The 20,216-nt window shown below is 55.1% G+C and carries 18 protein-coding genes; 11 read left to right on the forward strand and 7 right to left on the reverse strand.

All coding sequences use genetic code 11. The annotated features are described in order from the left end of the window. The first annotated feature begins 46 nt into the window (after positions 1–46). A complete protein-coding gene (modA, locus tag GQF03_RS09795; RefSeq protein ID WP_161339084.1) occupies positions 47–832 on the forward strand; it encodes a molybdate ABC transporter substrate-binding protein in 786 nt (261 codons plus the stop codon). 3 nt (positions 833–835) lie between these two features. On the opposite strand, the gene uvrB is transcribed toward modA, so the two are convergent. Both uvrB and GQF03_RS09805 read right to left on the reverse strand, forming a co-directional pair. Then, positions 836–3,010, reverse strand: a complete 2,175-nt coding sequence (uvrB, locus tag GQF03_RS09800) for an excinuclease ABC subunit UvrB (protein WP_161339085.1) — start codon at positions 3,008–3,010, stop codon at positions 836–838. 162 nt (positions 3,011–3,172) lie between these two features. Further along, the gene (locus tag GQF03_RS09805) at positions 3,173–3,403 is read right to left on the reverse strand and encodes a DUF1127 domain-containing protein (RefSeq protein WP_161339086.1); all 231 of its coding nucleotides are present in this window, start codon (positions 3,401–3,403) and stop codon (positions 3,173–3,175) included. Positions 3,404–3,553: 150 nt separating this feature from the next. Here GQF03_RS09805 and GQF03_RS09810 point away from each other — a divergent pair, with 150 nt between their 5' ends. Further along, positions 3,554–4,483, forward strand: a complete 930-nt coding sequence (locus GQF03_RS09810; protein ID WP_161339087.1) for a transcriptional regulator GcvA — start codon at positions 3,554–3,556, stop codon at positions 4,481–4,483. Between the two features lie 10 nt (positions 4,484–4,493). Here the strand turns inward: GQF03_RS09810 and GQF03_RS09815 are convergent, their stop codons facing one another. Continuing rightward, the gene (locus tag GQF03_RS09815) at positions 4,494–5,894 is read right to left on the reverse strand and encodes a methyl-accepting chemotaxis protein (RefSeq protein ID WP_161339088.1); all 1,401 of its coding nucleotides are present in this window, start codon (positions 5,892–5,894) and stop codon (positions 4,494–4,496) included. Between the two features lie 225 nt (positions 5,895–6,119). On the opposite strand from GQF03_RS09815, the gene GQF03_RS09820 reads away from it, so the two are divergent. The 4 genes from GQF03_RS09820 to GQF03_RS09835 all read left to right on the forward strand — a co-directional run bounded on the left by GQF03_RS09820 (position 6,120) and on the right by GQF03_RS09835 (position 11,027). Next, positions 6,120–7,322, forward strand: a complete 1,203-nt coding sequence (locus GQF03_RS09820) for a pyridoxal phosphate-dependent aminotransferase (RefSeq protein ID WP_161339089.1) — start codon at positions 6,120–6,122, stop codon at positions 7,320–7,322. A 190-nt stretch (positions 7,323–7,512) separates the two neighbouring features. Beyond that, entirely contained in the window at positions 7,513–9,528 is a 2,016-nt protein-coding gene (locus GQF03_RS09825; RefSeq protein ID WP_161339090.1) for an elongation factor G, read from the forward strand. Between the two features lie 102 nt (positions 9,529–9,630). Next, complete coding sequence (msrP, locus tag GQF03_RS09830) at positions 9,631–10,602, forward strand: protein-methionine-sulfoxide reductase catalytic subunit MsrP (RefSeq protein WP_161339091.1); 972 nt, start codon at positions 9,631–9,633, stop codon at positions 10,600–10,602. Between the two features lie 131 nt (positions 10,603–10,733). Then, the gene (locus tag GQF03_RS09835) at positions 10,734–11,027 is read left to right on the forward strand and encodes an encapsulin-associated ferritin-like protein (RefSeq protein WP_161339092.1); all 294 of its coding nucleotides are present in this window, start codon (positions 10,734–10,736) and stop codon (positions 11,025–11,027) included. 783 nt (positions 11,028–11,810) lie between these two features. On the opposite strand, the gene GQF03_RS09840 is transcribed toward GQF03_RS09835, so the two are convergent. From GQF03_RS09840 to GQF03_RS09850, 3 genes are all read right to left on the reverse strand, one after another. Continuing rightward, positions 11,811–12,701 (reverse strand): LysR family transcriptional regulator, encoded by an 891-nt coding sequence (locus GQF03_RS09840; protein ID WP_161339093.1) that lies wholly within the window; start codon positions 12,699–12,701, stop codon positions 11,811–11,813. 52 nt (positions 12,702–12,753) lie between these two features. Next, positions 12,754–13,722, reverse strand: a complete 969-nt coding sequence (gene trxB, locus GQF03_RS09845) for a thioredoxin-disulfide reductase (protein WP_161339094.1) — start codon at positions 13,720–13,722, stop codon at positions 12,754–12,756. Between the two features lie 114 nt (positions 13,723–13,836). After that, complete coding sequence (locus GQF03_RS09850) at positions 13,837–14,862, reverse strand: mitochondrial fission ELM1 family protein (RefSeq protein ID WP_206376167.1); 1,026 nt, start codon at positions 14,860–14,862, stop codon at positions 13,837–13,839. Positions 14,863–14,981: 119 nt separating this feature from the next. On the opposite strand from GQF03_RS09850, the gene GQF03_RS09855 reads away from it, so the two are divergent. The 3 genes from GQF03_RS09855 to GQF03_RS09865 all read left to right on the forward strand — a co-directional run bounded on the left by GQF03_RS09855 (position 14,982) and on the right by GQF03_RS09865 (position 17,518). Beyond that, positions 14,982–15,485, forward strand: coding sequence for an Lrp/AsnC family transcriptional regulator (locus GQF03_RS09855; RefSeq protein ID WP_161339095.1), 504 nt, complete (start codon positions 14,982–14,984; stop codon positions 15,483–15,485). A 46-nt stretch (positions 15,486–15,531) separates the two neighbouring features. Continuing rightward, positions 15,532–17,157 (forward strand): acyl-CoA synthetase, encoded by a 1,626-nt coding sequence (locus GQF03_RS09860; RefSeq protein ID WP_161339096.1) that lies wholly within the window; start codon positions 15,532–15,534, stop codon positions 17,155–17,157. 88 nt (positions 17,158–17,245) lie between these two features. Continuing rightward, on the forward strand, positions 17,246–17,518 hold the full coding sequence (locus GQF03_RS09865) for a hypothetical protein (protein WP_206376166.1): 273 nt from the start codon (positions 17,246–17,248) through the stop codon (positions 17,516–17,518). Between the two features lie 409 nt (positions 17,519–17,927). Here GQF03_RS09865 and GQF03_RS09870 read toward each other — a convergent pair whose 3' ends face one another. After that, entirely contained in the window at positions 17,928–18,110 is a 183-nt protein-coding gene (locus GQF03_RS09870; protein WP_161339098.1) for a DUF1192 domain-containing protein, read from the reverse strand. 108 nt (positions 18,111–18,218) lie between these two features. On the opposite strand from GQF03_RS09870, the gene GQF03_RS09875 reads away from it, so the two are divergent. Together GQF03_RS09875 and GQF03_RS09880 are read left to right on the forward strand one after the other, a co-directional pair. Next, a complete protein-coding gene (locus GQF03_RS09875; protein WP_174238727.1) occupies positions 18,219–19,217 on the forward strand; it encodes an NAD(P)H-quinone oxidoreductase in 999 nt (332 codons plus the stop codon). 91 nt (positions 19,218–19,308) lie between these two features. Continuing rightward, the gene (locus tag GQF03_RS09880; RefSeq protein WP_161339099.1) at positions 19,309–20,073 is read left to right on the forward strand and encodes a DUF1013 domain-containing protein; all 765 of its coding nucleotides are present in this window, start codon (positions 19,309–19,311) and stop codon (positions 20,071–20,073) included. The last annotated feature ends 143 nt before the right edge of the window (positions 20,074–20,216 follow it).

Here is a 20,216-nt window from a genome sequence, read left to right on the forward strand (position 1 = left end):
TAGGACGATTTCACCGATTTGCCGAAAAAAGGACGGAGCCGGGCTGTTGCAAAATCGATATAGAAAATATTTCCGATATTCTGCGATTTTGGGCGCCTTGTTCTCCGGTGCCGTCGGTTCGGCGCAGGCATCTGAGGAAGACGTTGTCGTTTTCGCGGCGGCCAGCACGACCGAAGTCGTTTCGGCCCTCGGCACGGAATTCGAGAAACGGACAGAAATCCCGGTCATCTCGTCCTTTGCCGGTAGCGGTACTCTGGCGCGGCAAATTTACGAAGGCGCGCCTGCCGATATTTTTATTGCGGCGAACATGGCCTGGTTGACCTATCTGGACGAGGCCCGGTTGCTTGAGGCCGGAAGCATTGTAAAGGTCGCGTCCAACAATCTGGTGCTGGTCGCCCCCAAGGATACTCTGGTCCCCGATCCGTTTGATTTTCAAAAACTTCCGGATCTGCTCTCAGGGCGGCGGCTCGCCATCGGCAATCCGGCACATGTGCCGGCAGGGAACTATGCCAAGTCGGCGCTGCAATTTCTCGATCTTTGGCGTGTGCTGCGGGACCAGTTTGTATATCTGCCGAATGTCCGGTCAGTCCTGGCACTTGTGGAACGGGGGGAGGTGCCGTATGCGATTGTCTATGCAACGGATGTGCGCCTGGCCAAAAATATCCGGATTGTCGCTGTTTTCCCCCGGGAATCCCATCCGCAGATTGCTTATGGAATGGCGAAGATCCGCGACAATGACGGGCATTCGACAAATCTTTTCTATGATTTTGTCAAATCAGGCGACGGACAGGAAATATTTCGCCGTTTCGGTTTCGTTACGAAAGTGAACTGAGATTTAGGATGACCTTGTCCGGCCGCCAAGTACATGGCCGTTTCCGGCGCGCCCTTTGCGCGAACGTCCCTGCGGTCGGCCGCTGTTTGGCCCGCCGATACCAAGCTCCCGGTCCTGCAATTTTTTGATCTCGTCTCGCAGGCGCGCGGCTTCCTCGAATTCCAAATTCTCGGCGGCGGCGCGCATTTTCTTCTCAAGCTCCTCGATATGGGTGGCAAGGTTATGGCCGATCATATGGCTCGCCTCTTCCAGGCCCAGATCGACATTATAGTGATCCTGCTCATAAACGCTCTGCATGACGTCGCCGATATTCTTCCGGATCGACATCGGGGTGATCCCATGCTCTGCGTTGAACGCCTCCTGCTTGTCCTTGCGTCGCTTCGTCTCATCAAGGGCGAATTGCATGCTGTTGGTAATCCTGTCCGCATAGAGGATTACGCGGCCATCGACATTTCGCGCTGCGCGGCCGATGGTCTGGATCAACGAGGTCGAGGAGCGCAGGAAACCTTCCTTGTCCGCGTCCAGAATGGCGACAAGCGCACATTCCGGGATATCCAGCCCTTCGCGCAGCAGGTTGATGCCGACAAGGACGTCGAACGTGCCCAGCCGTAGATCACGAATAATTTCAATGCGTTCCAGCGTATCGATGTCTGAATGGAGATACCGGACCTTGATTCCGTTCTCATGAAAATATTCGGTCAGATCCTCTGCCATTTTTTTGGTCAATGTGGTAACAAGGACCCGCTCTCCTTTTGCGGCGCAAAGCTTGCACTCGCGCATCAAATCATCGACCTGCTGGGCGACGGGGCGGATAATGCAGTCCGGATCGGTCAGGCCGGTCGGCCGGATGACCTGCTCGACAAACGCGCCGCCTGTCCGCTCCAGCTCCCAGGGGCCGGGGGTGGCGGAGACGAATATCGTTTGCGGCCGCATGGCCTCCCACTCCTCGAATTTCAGCGGCCGGTTGTCCATACAGGAGGGCAGGCGGAACCCATATTCGGAAAGAGTGGATTTGCGCCGGAAGTCGCCCTTGTACATGGCGCCGATCTGGCTGACGGTCACATGGCTCTCGTCGACCATCAGTATGGCGTTGTCCGGAAGATATTCGAAAAGGGTCGGTGGCGGTTGTCCCGGTCCGCGACCGGAAAGATAACGGGAATAATTCTCGATGCCCGCGCAGGCGCCGGTCGCCTCCATCATCTCAAGATCGAATGTCGTGCGCTGCTCCAGCCGCTGCGCCTCCAGCAATTTATTCTGCGCCTCGAACTCGGCAAGGCGGGACTTGAGCTCAGCCTTGATCAGTTCCTGCGCTTGTTTCAGGGTCGGTTTCGGCGTCACATAATGGCTGTTGGCGTAAATGCGCACTTCCGACAGGCTGCCCGCCTTCTCACCGGTCAGGGGATCGAACTCGGTAATGCTTTCAAGTTCGTCGCCAAACAGCGAGAAACGCCAGGCGCGGTCTTCCAGATGGGCCGGAAAAATCTCGATCGTATCTCCGCGCACGCGGAAGGTGCCCCGGGTAAAGCTAGCGTCATTTCGCCGGTATTGGATCTCGACCAGTTGCCGGAGGAGGTTCTGGCGATCGACCGTCGCGCCGACTTTCAGATCCAGCGTCATCTCGCTATAGGTCTCAACCGATCCGATACCGTATATGCACGAAACCGAGGCCACGATAATCACATCATCGCGTTCCAGGAGTGCCCGCGTTGCAGAATGTCGAAGCCGGTCGATCTGCTCATTCACCGACGCGTCTTTTTCAATGTAGGTGTCCGTCCGCGCCACATAGGCTTCCGGCTGGTAGTAGTCGTAGTAGGAGACAAAATATTCGACGGCATTATTGGGGAAAAATGCCTTCATCTCGCCATAGAGCTGGGCGGCAAGAGTTTTGTTATGCGCGAGGACGAGCGTGGGGCGCTGTAACTTCTCGATGACTTTAGCCATCGTGAAGGTTTTGCCGGAACCGGTTACCCCCAGCAGAACCTGGTCTTTTTCGTTTCGCTGCAGTCCGCTGACGAGTTCAGAGATTGCTTCCGGTTGATCTCCGGCGGGTTCATATTCCGAAACGACTTCGAAGGCGATGCCGCCCTCGGATTTTTCGGGTCTGACGGGCCGGTGAGGAATGAAGAGCGCCGAGGCATCTTCAAGGCCGGATGTTTCATTTTTGTTCTCAAACTGCATGAACTGGTTATAAGGTGCCTGCCGCTAAATTTCCATCCCTAATCACATGATTGGCGGTAAATTTTTCGACAGATATCTGTTCCGGTTCAAGATGGAGGGGCCGCCCGGACGTCTGGGGACAGGAAGGATACAGACGTTGGTCCGGGCGGTCGTTCGACAGGGTCAGGACTGCCAGAATGTTTTTTCGGTCTCGTTCTGCACCTGGGCGACGGTGAGACCCATGTCGGTTAAATAAACCTTATCCAAATCGGCGAGATGATGCCGCAGCGATGCCCGTTCCTGCCATTTCATGACAGTGGCGGCAACTGAACCAATGAAACCGGTCGTGCCGAACTGGCCCTTGGTCGGCGCAAAATGCAGTTTTCCGCCATTTGTGTACAAGTTCGTTGCCATTTTACTACTCCTTAAAAATTCAGGGGGTTCTCTCCGTCTGGAGATGCCCGTATGTTCGATGAACCTTATGTGCCAATTTCCGGTCTTGATTACAAACGACAAATTCTAATAGAATGATTTAGTTTTTCTAATCTGAAGCAGGATCATGATATGCGGCTTCCACCGCTGAAAGCATTGCGCAGCTTTGAGGCCGCGGCCCGGCATTTAAGTTTTTCTAAAGCGGCCGATGAGCTGTTCGTCACTCCGGCGGCGATCAGCCATCAGGTGAAAGCATTGGAAGACTGGCTCGGCATCACCCTTTTCAAGCGGCTCAACAGGGCGGTGATTCTCACGAAAGAAGGGCAGAATTACCTTGTCGGCGTGCGCAACGGGCTGGAAGTGATCGGCGCGGCGACTGAAAATGTCATGCGGCAGGACGCAACCGGGGCGCTGCATGTGGATACGTTGCCGTCATTCGCGGCGCGCTGGCTGCTCCCCCGCCTCAGCCGGTTCCGCGAGGCACATCCCGATATCGACGTCCGCCTGTCCGCGTCTGATCATCTGACGGATTTCAACCGGGAGGATGTTGATGTGGTTATCCGTTACGGCCATGGTAATTATCCCGGCCTCCGTGTTGATAAGCTGCTGACAGAAGAGGTTATGTTCCCGGTTTGCAGTCCCAGCCTGCTCGACGGCAAACATCCGTTGCGATCGCCAGCAGATCTGAAATACCATACGCTGCTCCATGACGATATGCGAATCGACTGGCAGGCTTGGCTGACCATGGCGGGCGTTACGGATGTGGATCCGAAAAAGGGGCCGAGCTTTAACGACAGTTCGATGTTGCTGACCGCCGCGATGGAGGGGCAGGGAGTAGCGCTCGGTCGCAGCACGCTGGCCGCCGATGATCTGCTCGCCGGACGTCTTGCCCAGCCGTTCGATGTTCAGCCGATTCAGGCGCATCACGCCTATTATCTCGTCAGTCCGGAGGAAATGGCCGATCGCCCGCGCATTGCCGCATTCCGCGAATGGATATTGGAAGAGGCGTCGGTCAGCTCTGGCCGCTTCAAATCACGTACGGAGCAGGCGCAATACCGCTGAGCCGGATCGGCTAGCGCTTCGGCTTGTAGCCGATACGAAAACCGCCCCAATGCCGGCCTTTGACGTAAATCGGCGCGGATAAATCCTTCATCATCGCAAAGGTCCCGCCGCCCATATCCCGACGATAGGTCTGCAGAAGGAAGGGTTTCGTATTGCGCCCGGCCGCCAGACCCGTGCGGTCGTCAAATATCCGCCGGTTGCGGCAGTTCGCCGCATTCCAGTCCGGATCGTTCGGCCGCTGCGGGTGCGAAAATTTAAGGTTATGCGTTGGCAAATAGCCGTTTCGATCAACCGCGGCACAGAAGACAATGCTCTCATCGCTTTCAAGCGCGGGCTCCTGTACCTCAGGAAAAAGGCGATCTGTCAGGTCAACGAACCTGGTCATTTGCTGCGGCGGGTCCGTGCCCTCGATATCCACATAATTTTCATCGAACAGGTCATCGATAGAGATCGTTCCCTCCTCAACGGCATCTTCAAGCAGCCTTGAAATTTCCGCGGCCTTTTCTGTTGCCAGCCGGATAAAGGGCGTATCCACGGTTTCATGCCCGCTTCCGGCAATCAGCTCGATCAGGGTTTCGCTGACCTGCAAGAGGCCGGTCGCCTTGGCATCCGCGAGTGAAATGTTTGTATCTGTTTCCGCGACACTCGACTTCAGGGAATCAAGTTCCGCCGATACGCGATCGCATTGGGCAAGATTACCGTCTGCGTCGCCGGCCATGGCGGTAATTTCAGTGCTGATCTGACGGAGGTTGTTTTCGACAGTCTCGAAAATTTCCGCAATATCGGCAGAGCCGTCCTGCGCAGACTGCGCGCGTTGGGAATTGCCGGCAACCTGTGTCTGCAGGCCGCCAACCTGATCGGTCAGAATCTTCACCGTATTGGTGATTTCAACGGTGGCTTTCTTGGTCTCATCAGCAAGGCTTTTGACTTCCGTCGCGACAACAGCGAAGCCTTTGCCCGCTTCGCCCGCACGTGCCGCTTCGATTGTTGCATTCAGCGCCAGCAGGTTGGTCTGGCTTGCGATGCCCTCAATGCCGGCGGCAACCTTTGCGACGTTGGCAAGCGCTTCACTCAGGCTCGCGAGCTGGCCTTCGAGCTGAGTCACGCCGGTGACAAGTTCCTGAATATCCTTGATGGCGTGGGTGATTTTCTCCTTAGAGTCATGAACCTCGGTCGCCGTTTGTGTCGTCGCACTCTTCGATGACTGGGCCGCATCACTGATCTTGTTGTTGGCGGCGATCATGTTGGCCGCGACATCGGAGAGATTTTCAAACTGTTTTGATTGCGCTTTGCTGCGCGCGGACACTTCAGCCAGATGGCCGGCAATTTCGGCGACTTCCACACCAAGGCTACCGACTTCGCTCGCCATTTTTGCAACGAAGGCGTCGGATTTGTTCGTCATTTCGGACATCCGGGATATCCTCCTCTTTCTCATCCCCCAACTGGATAGTGTCCGGCAGTATCGGCAAATATGGTAAAAATTTAGTGAATGAGGGAAGTCCCTTATTTTTTTGCCGCTTTAGGTCGGTTAAGGTGAAAAACGGGTGGTCTGGAAGCGCAATAAACGCTATAGACCAGTTGCTTGTTGGCGCCCGTTCGCGTCGTGATTTTGTCTAGCCTAGAGAGAAGCGAAACTATGTCTATTATTGCGGAAAGCCTGGGTCGTATCAAACCCTCCGTCACCATAGCGGTTACCACGAAGGCTGCGGAACTGAAGGCAGCCGGTCGCGATGTCATCGGTCTCGGCGCTGGGGAGCCCGATTTCGATACGCCGGACAATATCAAGGACGCGGCAATTCGCGCGATCACGGAAGGCAAGACGAAATACACGGCGGTGGACGGTATTCCGGAGCTGAAAAAGGCGATTTGCGCGAAATTCAAGCGCGACAACAATCTCGATTATGAGCCGTCGCAGATTTCCGTCGGCACAGGCGGCAAGCAGATCATTTATAATGCACTGATTGCGACGCTGAACCCGGGCGATGAGGTTCTGATTCCCGCCCCTTACTGGGTTTCCTATCCCGATATGGTGCTGCTTGGCGGCGGGGAGCCGGTCTTCGTGCCGACAACCGCGGCCAGCAAATTCAAGATGAAAGCGGAGGATCTGGAAGCGGCGATCACGCCAAAAACGAAATGGTTGATTTTCAACTCACCGTCCAACCCGTCGGGCGCAGGTTACAGCTACAACGAATTGAAGGCGTTGACGGATGTTCTTCTTCGTCATCCGCAAGTCTGGATCCTGACGGACGATATGTATGAGCATCTCGTCTATGGGGAGTTCAAATTCGCGACGCCAGCGGAAGTGGAACCGAAGCTCTATGATCGGACGCTGACCATGAACGGCGTCTCGAAATCCTATGCGATGACAGGCTGGCGGATTGGCTATGGCGCCGGACCGGTTGAACTGATCAAGGCGATGGCGAAAGTGCAGTCGCAGAGCACCTCCAACCCCTGCTCGATCAGCCAGTATGCGGCGGTCGAAGCGCTGAACGGACCGCAGGATTTTATTGCCGAGCGGGCGAAAGTCTTCGAAGAGCGGCGTGATCTTGTGGTCAGCATGCTTAATCAGGCGTCGGGTCTCAGCTGCCCGACCCCTGAAGGCGCGTTTTACGTCTATCCATCCTGCGCCGGATGCATTGGCAAGAAAACGCCGGAGGGCACGGTGATCAGCAATGATTTCGATTTCGTTTCGGCCTTGCTGGAAACAGAAGGGGTCGCTGTGGTCCATGGCGAGGCGTTCGGGCTATCGCCGCATTTCCGTGTTTCTTATGCAACGTCGACCGAGGCCTTGACCGAGGCCTGTGGACGCATCCAGCGGTTCTGCGCTAGCCTGATCTGACCGAATTCATTCTCCATTCACGGGCGGCCGATGATTCGGCCGCCTTTTTTGTGCGGCTGACTGACGCGAAAAAAAATAGTCGAGGCCCGCAGTTTTCCGCCCGGTCTATTCCTGTCGACAAGTTTTTCCTTGCACCCGTCGAGACGGAGGCAGAACATTAGACTTGTCTAACAAACAAGGGAGGCACGATATGGTCGTAGACAAACCTAAGGGGCCTCGCAGCATCGCGCTGGTAGGCCCCTATTCAAGCGGGAAAACAACACTTCTTGAAGCCATCCTGCATATCTGTAATGAAACCGACCGGAAAGGGAGTGTCACGGCAGGAACGTCCTGCGGCGACAGTTCCAAGGAGGCGCGGGAGCGCCAGATGAGCGTCGAGGTAAACACGGCGCATGCGCATTATCTGGATGACGACTTCACCATTCTCGACTGTCCCGGTTCCATCGAGTTTTTTCAGGAGACAGAAAATGCCTTAACCGGTGTTGATGCCGCGGTGGTGGTCTGCGAACCGGACAAGGATCGCGTCCTGACCCTTTCGCCGCTGCTGAAGACCTTGCAGGAAAGAGGTCTGCCAACCTTCATTTTCGTGAATAAGATGGATAAGGCCTACGGCTCGGTGCATGATTTGTTCAATTCGCTGCAGGCCGTTACCGATCGCGCCCTTGTTCTCCGTCAAGTGCCGATTTTCAAAGACAATATTATCAGCGGATATGTCGATCTCGCGTCCGAACGAGCCTATGTCTATAAGGAAGGGGAAGCCTCCCGTATTATCGACCTGCCACCGGAAATGGCGGAAGAGGAGGGGACGTCACGCTTTGCCATGCTCGAGAAGCTCGCGGATTTCGACGACCATCTGATGGAAGAACTGCTGGAGGATATTGAGCCCGAGCGCGAGGAGATTTATGCGCTTTTGCAAAATGATCTCCGCGAAGGTCTGGTAACCCCGGTCTTCCTCGGATCCGCCGAAAACGACAGCGGCGTTCGCCGCCTATTGAAGGCGCTTCGTCATGAAGTGCCGGCCGCCGACGTGGCGGCCACCCGGGCCGGGTTTGATGCGGCCTCCGATCAACCCGTTGCACAAATTCTCAAAACCTATATGTCGTCTCAGGGCGGCAAGCTCTCTCTTGCCCGCATCTGGTCGGGCGAGATAAAGGATGGCGATAGCTTCGCCATTGGACGCATCGGCGGGATTTTCAGGCTTCAGGGCGCGAAATCGGAAAAGCTGGATCGCGCTGGTCCCGGCGAGATCGTCGCTTTCGGTCGGCTTGATGAAGCCAGAACAGGTGACGTCCTGATGAGCGATAAAACGATCAACTCGCCAGCAGAGGCGGTGCTGCCGCCCGTATACAGCATTGCGCTTGTCCCGGAAAAGCGGGACGACGAGGTTAAGCTCTCCGCCGTCCTCAGTAAAATACTGGAGGAGGATAACTCCCTCAGGGCGGAACATAAACAAGAAACCCAGGAGCTGATCCTGTGGGGACAGGGCGAAATCCACCTGAATGTCGCCCTTGACCGGATGCGCAACAAATACGGGCTGAACGTCAAGTCACGGCGCCCGAAAGTCGCCTACAAGGAAGCGATCCGCAAGGCCGCAACCCAGCATGCGCGCTATAAGAAGCAGAGCGGCGGTCACGGGCAGTTCGGAGATGTTCATATCGAGATCAAACCATTGCCGCGGGGATCGGGCTTCAATTTTGAGGAGAAGATCGTCGGCGGTTCCGTTCCGCGTCAATATATCCCGGCGGTCGAGCATGGCGTGAAAGAGTACCTCGCGGAAGGGCCGCTCGGCTTTCCGGTTGTCGATGTGTCTGTCACGTTGTTCGACGGGCAATTCCATTCGGTGGACAGCTCGGAAAATTCCTTCCGGTCGGCGGCTCGTATCGCCATGAGCGAGGGAATGCCGAAATGTGATCCGGTATTGCTAGAGCCTATCTATAAGGTCGAGATTTCCATGCCATCGGAGCATACCTCCAAGGTCAACAGTATTGTCAGCGGCCGACGTGGCCAGATATTGGGCTTTGATGCGCGGGACGGATGGGAAGGCTGGGATGTGCTGGTGGCCATGATACCGGAATCCGAAGTGCATGATCTGATCGTTGATTTGCGCTCGGCGACCCTCGGTGTGGGCACCTATCGCAGCGAGTTTGACCATTTGCAGGAACTCACCGGTCAATATGCGGAGAAAGTACTGCAAAACCGGAACTGAAGGACTTTGGTGGGGCGCCGCTCACAGACTGTTGACTTGTAGTTGAAGCGGCGCCGCCCGATTATCGTCTGTAGCCAATGAACTACAGAAGGATGTGGGCGCGTGTTGATTAAGAATCCAAAGGGCTGGGAACTCCCGGAATCGAAAGCGATTTCGGAATCCGTTTATCTGAACCGGCGGAAAATCCTGCAGGGGATGGCGGGCGCCGGATTGATCGCGTCAATCGGTTCAGCAGTGCCGCTCCACCGGGCGTTTGCCGATGATGCAGATCCAAGCGCCAAACTCTACCCTGTGCCACTGAATGACCGCTACAAGGTTATGCGCGAGCTGACGCCCGAAAAAATTGCGACGACCTACAATAACTTTTACGAATTCGGCTCTCACAAGGAGATCTATGAAGCGGCCCAGGCGCTCAAAATCCGGCCCTGGACGGTAAAGATCGACGGCATGGTGGAAAAGGAGATGGACATCGATATTGATGACCTTCTCGCGAAGATGCCGCTTGAAGAAAGACTTTACAGGCATCGCTGCGTTGAAGCCTGGTCGATGGTCGTGCCGTGGAGCGGGTTCCCGATGAAGGAGCTTGTGAAACTGGCGGCGCCAACGTCCAGCGCGAAATATGTGGTCATGCAGACCTTCGAGGATAAATCCATGGCCCCCGGCCAGCGGCAGTTCTGGTATCCCTGGCCCTATACGGATGGCCTCACCATAGAAGAAGCGACCAATGACCTTACCTTCATGGTGACGGGCCTTTACGGCAAACCGCTGCCCAAGCAGAACGGCGCCCCCCTGCGATTGGCCGCACCCTGGAAATATGGCTTCAAGCAGGTAAAATCCATTGTTCGCTTTACGTTCACCGATAAGCGACCGGTAAGCTTCTGGGAAACGCTTCTCGGTGAAGAATATGGTTTCTGGGCCAACATCAATCCGGAAGTACCGCATCGGCGCTGGTCGCAAGCATCGGAACGCGACATCGGAACGGGGGAAAGGATCCCGACACTTCTTTACAACGGATATGGCGAGTATGTCGCTGATATCTATAAGGACATGAAAGGCGAGCGGCTTTTCATGTAAATTCTCCGATCTCCACCGTTCCGCCGCCGAAAATTTCTGCGCGCCGCGGTATGCGAAGGGCCTTTGTTCTGCTATCAATAATGATCAACGAGACTTGAATCATTCCAATACGCCGAGGAGGGCGAATTTACATGGCGAATGAAGGATACCACGAGCCAATTGCGGAACTGTCAGACGAGACACGGGATATGCACAGGGCAATCACCTCGCTGATGGAGGAACTTGAGGCTGTTGACTGGTATAATCAGCGGGTTGACGCCTGCAAGGATGCGGAGCTTAAAAAGATTCTCGCTCATAACCGGGATGAAGAGAAAGAACATGCCGCGATGGTACTGGAATGGATTCGCCGAAAAGATCCGACATTTGATCACGAGCTTAAGGATTATCTCTTCAAAGAAGGTCCGATCGGTCATCACCACGATTAACGAATCTTGTAGACAAAAAAATGCCGGCCAAATGAATGGCCGGCAAGTCTAACAGGGAGGTGCATCTTGAAGAAAGATGCGATGGAGCGAAAAGGATAGGGAGGAAACCTTCCGCTCCTGCCAGAAACTGGCATTCGAATGATATATATTTCAACACCATTCTTCCTTTATATTGTGTTTCCCGAAATATTTTAAATACGTGAATCTACATATCAGCCATGTGTCAGCGGCATATGCGAAAACCGGACGGCAGGGCAAAAAAAGACCGGCCTCAATTAAGAGGCCGGCTTAGTCTAACAGGGAGGTATTGCCTTTCGACAATACAGATTACATGTGATTGGGAGGAATACATGCAATCGATATCAGCAGGGAGCTGATATAATAAATGCTGCGACGCAACATTCATGAGTAATAAATAGCTAAATCAGGGGCTATATTCCACAGTTAATATTGCACTGCACCTATGCAGAAAATGCATAGCTCAAATTGAGCTTCTCCGGTGACTGCTTTTGAAGTCCTGGATTTTTTGGCAGAATCAGCCAAAAAAATGCCGGCCAAATGAATGGCCGGCAAGTCTAACAGGGAGGTAATATGTCAAGAAGACATAGGATTGCAAAAATCAGGGAGGAGATTTCGCAATCTCATCAAGATCAGGGATCTTCATGAAAACGATTATTGCGTCGCAACATCGTTCGGGGACTTTCTATAAAAATAGGTGCGCGGAGAAAAGAGCAATCTCGACAATGCTAATATGCGCGCCCTGCATAGCTATGTCTGAGCGGCCTAGAAGGAATATTCGGCGACCTTCTGAATAAGGAAGTCACGGAAAATGGTAACCCGCTTCGATTTGCGCAGTTCTTCGGGATAAACATAATAGGAATCGAACGTCGGGCCGCCAACGTCCGGCAAAATGCGGACCACATTGGTATGACCGTGCACGATATAGTCGGGCAGGCTGGCAATCCCGAGACCGCTTTGAACAGCGAGCAACAGGCCATAGACGTTATTTACCTTGAAGACCGGTTCCTTCGTCCGCCCGATCGCGGTAAGTCTCTTCATTAACCAGTTCACGTTTGACAGGTTGGTGGGGGCTTCCTCGCCATAGGTGATGAGGTTGCTCTCCAGAACATCTTCAAGACAGGCTGGCGTCCCGTGCTTCTTGAGGTAGTCGGGCGACGCGTAAACGTGATGGTTGACTGTCATCAGCTTGCGCTGGATGAGGTCGGGCTGGACCGGAGCGCGCAGCCGAATGGCGATGTCGGCTTCCCGCATGCCAAGATCGAGCTCCCGGTCGGCAAGTATCAGATTGACAGTAATTTCCGGATACAGCTCGATAAATTCCCGGATGCGCGGCGTCAGCCAGTTGGCGCCGAGGCCGACCGTCGCCGTCACCCTGAGTTCGCCGGACGGTTTTTCATGCGCATCCATCAGCTGCGCCTCGGTCATGGCGAGCTTGGCGAAAACCTCATGCGCCGTCTGGAATAGCAGCTCGCCTTGTTCGGTGAGCAGCAGTCCACGGGCGTGGCGGTGAAACAGGGCAACCTGCAGGCTTTCCTCAAGAGCGCTGATCTGCCGGCTGATGGCGGATTGACTGAGATGCAGCGTCTCGCCAGCGCGCGTGAAACTGCCCGCTTCGGCGACCGCATGAAATATGCGCAACTTGTCCCAATCCATATTTCCGCCCGCCTTTACCTTCCGATGTCAGTATCGGATGCCTGCGGTCTCCCTACTCGGCGGCTTCTGCCGATGCATTTTCGTTCTGTGCAATGAATTTCTCGGCTTCCAGCGCGGCCATGCACCCGGTGCCCGCCGCCGTTACCGCCTGGCGGTAAATCTTGTCCTGAACATCGCCGCAGGCAAAAATGCCGGGAATATTGGTTGCGGTGGAGTCTGGAGCGGTGATCAGGTACCCCTCGTGATCCATATCTAACTTGCCTTTGAACAACTCCGTGTTCGGCGTATGGCCAATGGCAATGAAGACGCCATGGACGGACACGTCCCTGACTTCTCCGGTCTTGACATGGCGAAGCCTGGCGCCTGTCACGCCGAAAGGATCCTGCTCGCCGATGATTTCGTCAAGCACATGGTCCCAGATGATTTCAATTTTCGGATTTTTCATCAGTCGGTCGACGAGAATTTTCTCCGCGCGCAACTCGTCGCGCCGATGCACGAGGGTTACCTTGTCGGCATGGTTGGTGAGATAGATTGCTTCCTCGACCGCGGTGTTGCCGCCACCGATGACCATGACCTCCTTGCCGCGATAGAAAAAACCATCGCAAGTCGCGCAGGCAGAGACGCCAAAGCCCATGTATTTCTCTTCCGATGGCAGGCCGAGCCATTTGGCCGCGGCGCCGGTCGCGATAACAACCGATTGCGCGATAAATTTTGTGCCCGAATCCGCCGTCGCAACGAAGGGCCGCTGGTTGACATCGAGATCGACAATATAATCATTGAAGATACGGGTGCCGACGTTGCGGGCCTGTGCTTCCATCTGTTCCATCAGCCAGGGACCCTGGATCGGATCGGCGAAACCCGGATAGTTTTCGACTTCCGTTGTGATCGTCAGTTGTCCGCCGGGCTGCAGTCCATGCACAAGGATCGGGTCGAGGGACGCGCGCGCGGCATAAATCGCCGCCGTGTCGCCGGCCGGGCCGGAGCCGATGATAAGAACCTCTGTATGGTGAACGTCCGCCATAGTAAACTCCGGGATATAGATGCCGCTTTGCTGAAGTATAAAGTTATTTATAACGTGCAGCGAAGCCATGCAAGGGGCAGGCGCAACTTTGCGGCGCCGGTCACAGTTGCCTGTTTATTGCGCGGGGGTTGAACGCTCTTTTAAAATACGTTGAACCTCAGCGGCAACCTTACGCGTTTCAAGGAGTGGCGGGTAGGTCCAATGTTCCAGCCGACCTTTGAAAGGTCTGGTGTAGCCTTTATCGCGCATGCTTTTGTGGAACCGGTTGAACTTGTCATTGCCGCCGGGCAGCTCATAAATATGCACAGGTTTGCCAAGCGCGCAGGCCTCGCAGACCATATTGACAGAATCACCGGTGACAATCAGGGCATCGGCGAGCGCCAGAAAGCCGAAATAGGGATTCTCCCCATCCCCCGTCCAAAGCCTGTGAGGAACGCCGGAAAGCGCCGATTTCAGTATTTTCTCGTTCTCCGTCCCCGTGCGGCGGGATGTGGTCACGAGAAAGCTGCAATTTGTCTCCTGATGCAACTCCGTCAGTTTCGCGGCAAGATCGCGCATTGTCTCTTCGGTCATGTCGTAACAACGGTTGCTTCCGCCGACGAGGACCGTCACGAGCGGTTGGGAGAGATGAGCGAGACCGGGCGCCAATTTTTCGCCTTCCTTCTCAAGCCGTTCCGGCGTCGTACGGCCAAGGGCCCCAATGGCGACCAGCACATTGGTCCCGCGCAGTTTGTCGTGCTCGGGGACGATCACGAGATCGAACTCGGCGGCGGCGCAATTCGGGGTCTGGATATGAATAGTGAATGTTTTGTCGCCATTTGCCTTTTTTATCGCCAGGCTGAGCGGTATCGATTGCCGCCCGCAGGTAATCAGGATGTCCGGCCAGGGCGGATTCAGCAAATCGCCGCTTTTGTCGAGTGTTTTAAGTGGATTGAGCCAGAATTTCGGTGGCAGCCAGCGCCAGGGCCTGGTTGTGACAATTCTCTTGACCTCGAACTCGAGCCCCATGGCCTCCGCAAGGCCGATACACTGGATTTCCATGCCGGCGCTGCCGTCCGTAACGACCCAGCAGGAGGGATTTTGTGCTGCCGATTGTGTCTTCATTTTGATGGCATAGGCCGCGCCTTTGCCGCGGGTCAAGTGAATATGCGTCGCGTTGGGTGATTTTCTTGGCTATTTGGCATAGTCCCTGCTTCTATACCTTGGCCTCGCGCCATCTTTGTAATAATATTGCGCGTAACTGACAGTCGGAGGACATAATGCAACGCGTAAAGCTGGACGAAATCGATCGCCGTATCCTGCATGATTTGCAGGAAGACGGGCGCATCACCAATGTAGAACTGGCAAAAAACGCCGGCATTTCAGCGCCTCCGTGCTTGCGGCGGGTGCGGGCCCTTGAAGAGGCCGGCTATATCGAGGGCTATCACGCGCGCCTGAATGCCGAACATCTTGGCTTCGGCGTGACCGTTTTTGCGCTTGTCGGGCTGCAAAGTCAGGCGGAAGTCGACCTTTCCGCATTCGAAAACCTTGTTCAATCCTGGCCATTGGTGCGGGAATGCTACATGCTCGCGGGTGAAAACGATTTTATTCTAAAGGTGGTCGCAAAAGATTGGGACACCTATCAGCATTTCCTGACCCATGAACTGACCGCCGCCCCGAATGTGGAACATGTCAAGACGTCGCTCGGCATCCGCGTCTCGAAATTCGTGCCCGGGGTTCCCGTGGAACTCGGCAGCGGGAAAGACGGGGGCAATTCGAGTTAGCTGCTGAAATATTTAGCTATTTTTGTGAGGAGACTGGGAGATTCTTTTGACTAAAAATCCATATCAGACGGATCTGGACCGCAATCCGGCAAATTATGAACCCCTTACACCCTTGACGTTTCTGCCGCGCTCGGCGGAGGTGTATCCCGACAAGACGGCAATCATTCATGGAGATCTGCGCTTTACCTACCGGGAATTCTACGCGCGCGCGCGCCGCCTCGCGAGTGCGTTGAAGGGCCGCGGCATCGGTGAGGGGGATACGGTATCGATGATGGCGCCAAATATCCCGGCCGTGCTGGAGGCACATTTTGGCGTGCCGATGATCGGCGCAATTCTGAATACCCTCAATACGCGGCTCGATGCGCCAGCGCTTGCCTTCATCCTCGACCATGGCGAATGCAGGCTCTTGCTAACGGACCGTGAGTTCTCGCCGCTGATCAAGGAGGCACTCTCCCTCGCCAAGGTAAAGCCGATCGTTATCGATATTGATGACGCGCTTGCCGAAGGCGGCGATTTCATTGGTGACATGGAATATGAGGCATTCCTCGCAACTGGCGACCCTGAATTTGAATGGAAGGGACCCGCGGACGAATGGCAGGCGATTTCGCTGAACTACACATCAGGTACGACAGGCGACCCCAAAGGCGTCGTTTATCATCACCGGGGCGCCTATCTGGCCGCCATGGGTAATTCCGTTTCCTGGAGCCTGCCGAAACATCCGGTCTATCTCTGGACACTGCCGATGTTCCATTGCAATGGCTGGTGCTTCCCCTGGACGCTGACGGCGGTGGGCGGAACGCATGTCTGCCTGCGCAAGATCGAGGCAAGCGCGATATATCATGAGATGCAGCACTGCCAGGTGGACCACATGTGCGGTGCACCGATCATTCTTTCCATGTTGATCAATGCCTCACCGGAAGACAAGGCAAAGGCCCCCTCCGGCGTCAAGTTCATGGTGGCGGCGGCGCCCCCACCGGCGACTGTGCTTGCGGAAATGGACAGCATGGGATTTGACGTCACTCATGTCTATGGCTTGACGGAGACATATGGTCCCGCCGTCCTTTGCGACTGGAATTCGGATTGGGATAGCCGGCAGGTCGAGGATCGCGCCGCGCTGAAAGCGCGTCAGGGTGTCCGTTATCATGCTCTTGCCGGGCTCGAGGTGATGGACCCCGAAACCATGACGCCAGTCCCGAATGACGGCAACACCATGGGCGAGGTGATGCTGCGCGGCAACCTGATCATGAAGGGATATCTCAAGAACCCGAAAACGACCCAGGCCTCGTTCAAGGACGGCTGGTTCCACTCTGGCGACCTCGGGGTGGTGCATGAGGATGGCTATCTGGAGCTGCGGGACAGATCGAAGGACATTATCATCTCCGGCGGCGAGAATATCTCGACGATCGAAGTGGAGGGGGTGCTTTACAAACATCCGGCGGTGCTGGAGGCCGCGGTGGTTGCACGGCCCGACGAGAAATGGGGTGAGACGCCTTGCGCGTTTGTCGTTCTCCGGCAGGGCGCGAGCGCCACAGCAGACGATATCATCAAATTCTGTCGCGAAAACATGGCCCATTTCAAATGTCCGAAAACGATCGTATTTGAGGAGTTGCCGAAAACCTCAACCGGCAAGGTGCAAAAATTCGTCCTGCGTGAGCGGGCGAGGAATTTGTGAGGGTTGACGGTTACGTCGCCGGATTATCGAAAAATTAACCAAGATTGTTTCATACTGCAGGTCAGATCCCGGTTAGGAGGGCATGAAGGTGACCCATTACTTGGTAACAGAAGATAACCCGGCAGGCAAAAAGCTCGAAGAAGTCCTGGCCATGGTGCGCAAGGATATTCTCGAGCGCTGCGCGCTGATCACTGATGATCCCCGCGCCGAGGCGAAGGCGGTGCTCGCCAACAATATGCGTATTCTCAATTTCCTGACGGATGCCATTTTACTCGCTGAAGACAGCACCAGCATTCTTGATAAAGCATTTGGTCCAAGCCAGGCCTCGAAGGGCGGACCGCCGCGGATAGGTCATCTCTAAGGGATTGTAAAACAGGCCGGAATTGATTGAGGGGGCTGCCATATCGGCGCCCCCTCTTATTTTGCCTCAACCTGTCAGACTTGCTTCTGAAGGGCCAAATTAAAACGCTGAAATTCAATAAGAGTCAAGAGGCTATGTTGTATTTTCATGAAATGCGGAGTAGTTGCGGCGACAGATCAAACAAAAAAAGAGCCGCCTTCAAGAGGCGGCCCAAGTCAACAGGGAGGCGTCATAAAGACTGGAATAGGGATTCCAATCTCAGGCAGCCCATCAAGGGCTACAACTGACAACTTAACCATCAATTCTTAAATTACAATTAACGAATATGCATTTTTTAGGCTTTTTGGCACTTTTTTTAGCTGGAATTTCCGCCGATTCGCACCCCTCAATCCGCTCAATGCCATGCGTGTCAGGTCTTGAAAAAACCTGACGCGGCATTTTGCGCTGCCTTTTTCTTTTCGATAATTGTCCTGGTTTTCTGAATTTCCGCATTCAGCGCGATTATATAGTCCTCTAGATCGCCGATCGACATGCTGTCGAAATTCATTGGCTTCTGTCCCAATATGGGTTTCTCGTCATCATCACTTGTCATCGTCGCGTTCCTCAATATGCTATGCTGCAAATTCGAAAACAAAATTGAAACTTGCGCGGACTGTCTCGGCTTTTGCAAGCCACAGTCCATATCATCCTGGAGAATAGAATGACGAGCCTGCCAAAGACAATGACGGCGATCGAAATCAAAGAGTTTGGCGGTCCGGAAGGACTGGTACCTGCAACCCGCCCCGTACCGTCGCCCGGTCTTGATGAAGTATTGATCAAGGTTGCCGCCGCCGGGGTTAACCGGCCGGATGTATTGCAGCGCAAGGGGGGCTATGCCCCGCCGCCGGGTGCCTCCGATATTCCGGGTCTCGAGATTTCAGGGACGGTTGTTGCGACAGGTGCGGGCGTCACCCGTTATAAGATCGGCGATCAGCTTTGCGCGCTGGTGGCAGGTGGCGGTTACGCGGAATATTGCGTGGCGCCGGAGGCCCAATGCCTCGATATACCGGACGGATTCGATTTGGTGCGGGCGGCGGCGTTGCCGGAAACCTTTTTCACTGTCTGGACCAACGTTTTCGACCGTGGGCATCTGACGGGCGGTGAGACCTTTCTTGTGCATGGCGGAGCGAGCGGCATCGGCACGACGGCGATACAGCTCGCCAAGGCGTTTGGCGCACGGGTCTTTACGACTGCCTCCACCGACGAGAAATGCCGCGCTGTAGAGAAACTCGGCGCAGAGCGGGGGATCAACTACAAAACCGAGGATTTTGTCGCGGTGGTCAAGGAACTGACCGGCGGAAAAGGTGTGGACCTTATCCTTGATATGGTGGGCGGGGACTACATTCAGCGTAATATCTCCGCGTTGGCGGTCGAGGGCCGCCTTGTTTACATCGCGTTTCTTGGCGGGCCCGAGGCGACCGTCAATTTCGCCCCCATGATGCTGAAGCGGCTGACGATCACCGGATCAACCTTGCGGCCGCAGTCTGTTCAGGCGAAATCGGAAATCGGCGAACGGTTGAAGGCGAAAGTCTGGCCGCTCCTGTCGGCAGGGACGGTAAAGCCCGTCATGGATAGTACTTTCCCGCTGACGGACGCGGCTGCGGCGCATCGCCGTATCGATGATTCGGGACATATCGGGAAAATCGTTTTAACGGTTTAGGTGTGGACTTTGGCGCCGTTTTTCGCCATATAAGCATAAGAAATAGATCTTGGTCCGAACAGACATTGTTCGGACCGTCAAAGGAGACTTTATGGTAACGCCATTATTGCCAAAGGCGACGGCTGTTTGGCTGATTGACAATACGTCTTTGTCATTTGAACAGATTGCGGATTTTTGCGGATTGCATTCCCTGGAAGTTCAGGGGATTGCCGATGGCGAAGTCGCCGTGGGGATTGTCGGGCTCGATCCGATTTCGAACGGACAACTGACCCAGGCGGAGATCGACCGGTGTCAGGCGGATACGTCTGCCCGGCTGCAGATAAACAAACCGACCGGCGATGTCCCGCAACCGCGTCGGCGCGGTGGCCGTTACACGCCGGTTTCGCGCCGTGGCGATCGCCCAGATGCGATTTCATGGCTCATCAAGTTCCACCCGGAACTGACGGACGCCCAGATATCCAAGCTTGTCGGGACGACGAAAACGACAATCAACGCTGTTCGTGACCGGACGCACTGGAATGCGCAGAATATTCGGCCGCGCGATCCGGTTAGCCTTGGTATCTGTACGCAGCTTGAACTTGATGAGGCCGTGCAGAAATCCGCGCATCGCCGCAAGGACGAAGATCGCGGCAAGCTGATGGAAGAGGTCGCCGCCGCTGTCGCCGCCGAGGCGGCCGCGGTTCCGCTTACGCCTTATGAAATCAAAAAGCAGCAGGTTCAAAAGGAAGAATCCTATGATCCGCGGGCCGAGGCCGAGGCGGTTTTCGGCAAGTCTGCTGAGAAAAAGAGGGAAGACGACAAAGCCGCATCCGCCAAGAGTTTTGATGAGCTTTTCAAGTCGTCGTCACGCGACTGATTTCAAACATTTGAATTGCGAAAACCCGCGTGCTTTCCGGACGCGGGTTTTTTCATGAATTTCGGCGCAGGATGCGTCGCTTTGTCCCGCCAGTTTCTGTTGACATCGCGAGCCCGCCGTTGTTTTTCTAGAGTAAAGAGAAA

The sequence above is a fragment of the Sneathiella chungangensis genome (genome assembly GCF_009882935.1).
GTDB lineage: Bacteria > Pseudomonadota > Alphaproteobacteria > Sneathiellales > Sneathiellaceae > Sneathiella > Sneathiella chungangensis.

What these genes read in the sequence shown, in the direction of transcription:
- GQF03_RS09810 (WP_161339087.1), top strand. Translation starts at nt 3,554, where the DNA reads ATGCGGCTTCCACCGCTGAAAGCATTGCGCAGCTTTGAGGCCGCGGCC.
- GQF03_RS09880 (WP_161339099.1), top strand. Translation starts at nt 19,309, where the DNA reads ATGGTAACGCCATTATTGCCAAAGGCGACGGCTGTTTGGCTGATTGAC.
- GQF03_RS09805 (WP_161339086.1), bottom strand. Translation starts at nt 3,403, where the DNA reads ATGGCAACGAACTTGTACACAAATGGCGGAAAACTGCATTTTGCGCCG.
- GQF03_RS09840 (WP_161339093.1), bottom strand. Translation starts at nt 12,701, where the DNA reads ATGGATTGGGACAAGTTGCGCATATTTCATGCGGTCGCCGAAGCGGGC.
- GQF03_RS09870 (WP_161339098.1), bottom strand. Translation starts at nt 18,110, where the DNA reads ATGACAAGTGATGATGACGAGAAACCCATATTGGGACAGAAGCCAATG.
- GQF03_RS09875 (WP_174238727.1), top strand. Translation starts at nt 18,219, where the DNA reads ATGACGAGCCTGCCAAAGACAATGACGGCGATCGAAATCAAAGAGTTT.
- trxB (WP_161339094.1), bottom strand. Translation starts at nt 13,722, where the DNA reads ATGGCGGACGTTCACCATACAGAGGTTCTTATCATCGGCTCCGGCCCG.
- GQF03_RS09820 (WP_161339089.1), top strand. Translation starts at nt 6,120, where the DNA reads ATGTCTATTATTGCGGAAAGCCTGGGTCGTATCAAACCCTCCGTCACC.
- GQF03_RS09825 (WP_161339090.1), top strand. Translation starts at nt 7,513, where the DNA reads ATGGTCGTAGACAAACCTAAGGGGCCTCGCAGCATCGCGCTGGTAGGC.
- GQF03_RS09835 (WP_161339092.1), top strand. Translation starts at nt 10,734, where the DNA reads ATGGCGAATGAAGGATACCACGAGCCAATTGCGGAACTGTCAGACGAG.
- GQF03_RS09855 (WP_161339095.1), top strand. Translation starts at nt 14,982, where the DNA reads ATGCAACGCGTAAAGCTGGACGAAATCGATCGCCGTATCCTGCATGAT.
- uvrB (WP_161339085.1), bottom strand. Translation starts at nt 3,010, where the DNA reads ATGCAGTTTGAGAACAAAAATGAAACATCCGGCCTTGAAGATGCCTCG.
- GQF03_RS09815 (WP_161339088.1), bottom strand. Translation starts at nt 5,894, where the DNA reads ATGTCCGAAATGACGAACAAATCCGACGCCTTCGTTGCAAAAATGGCG.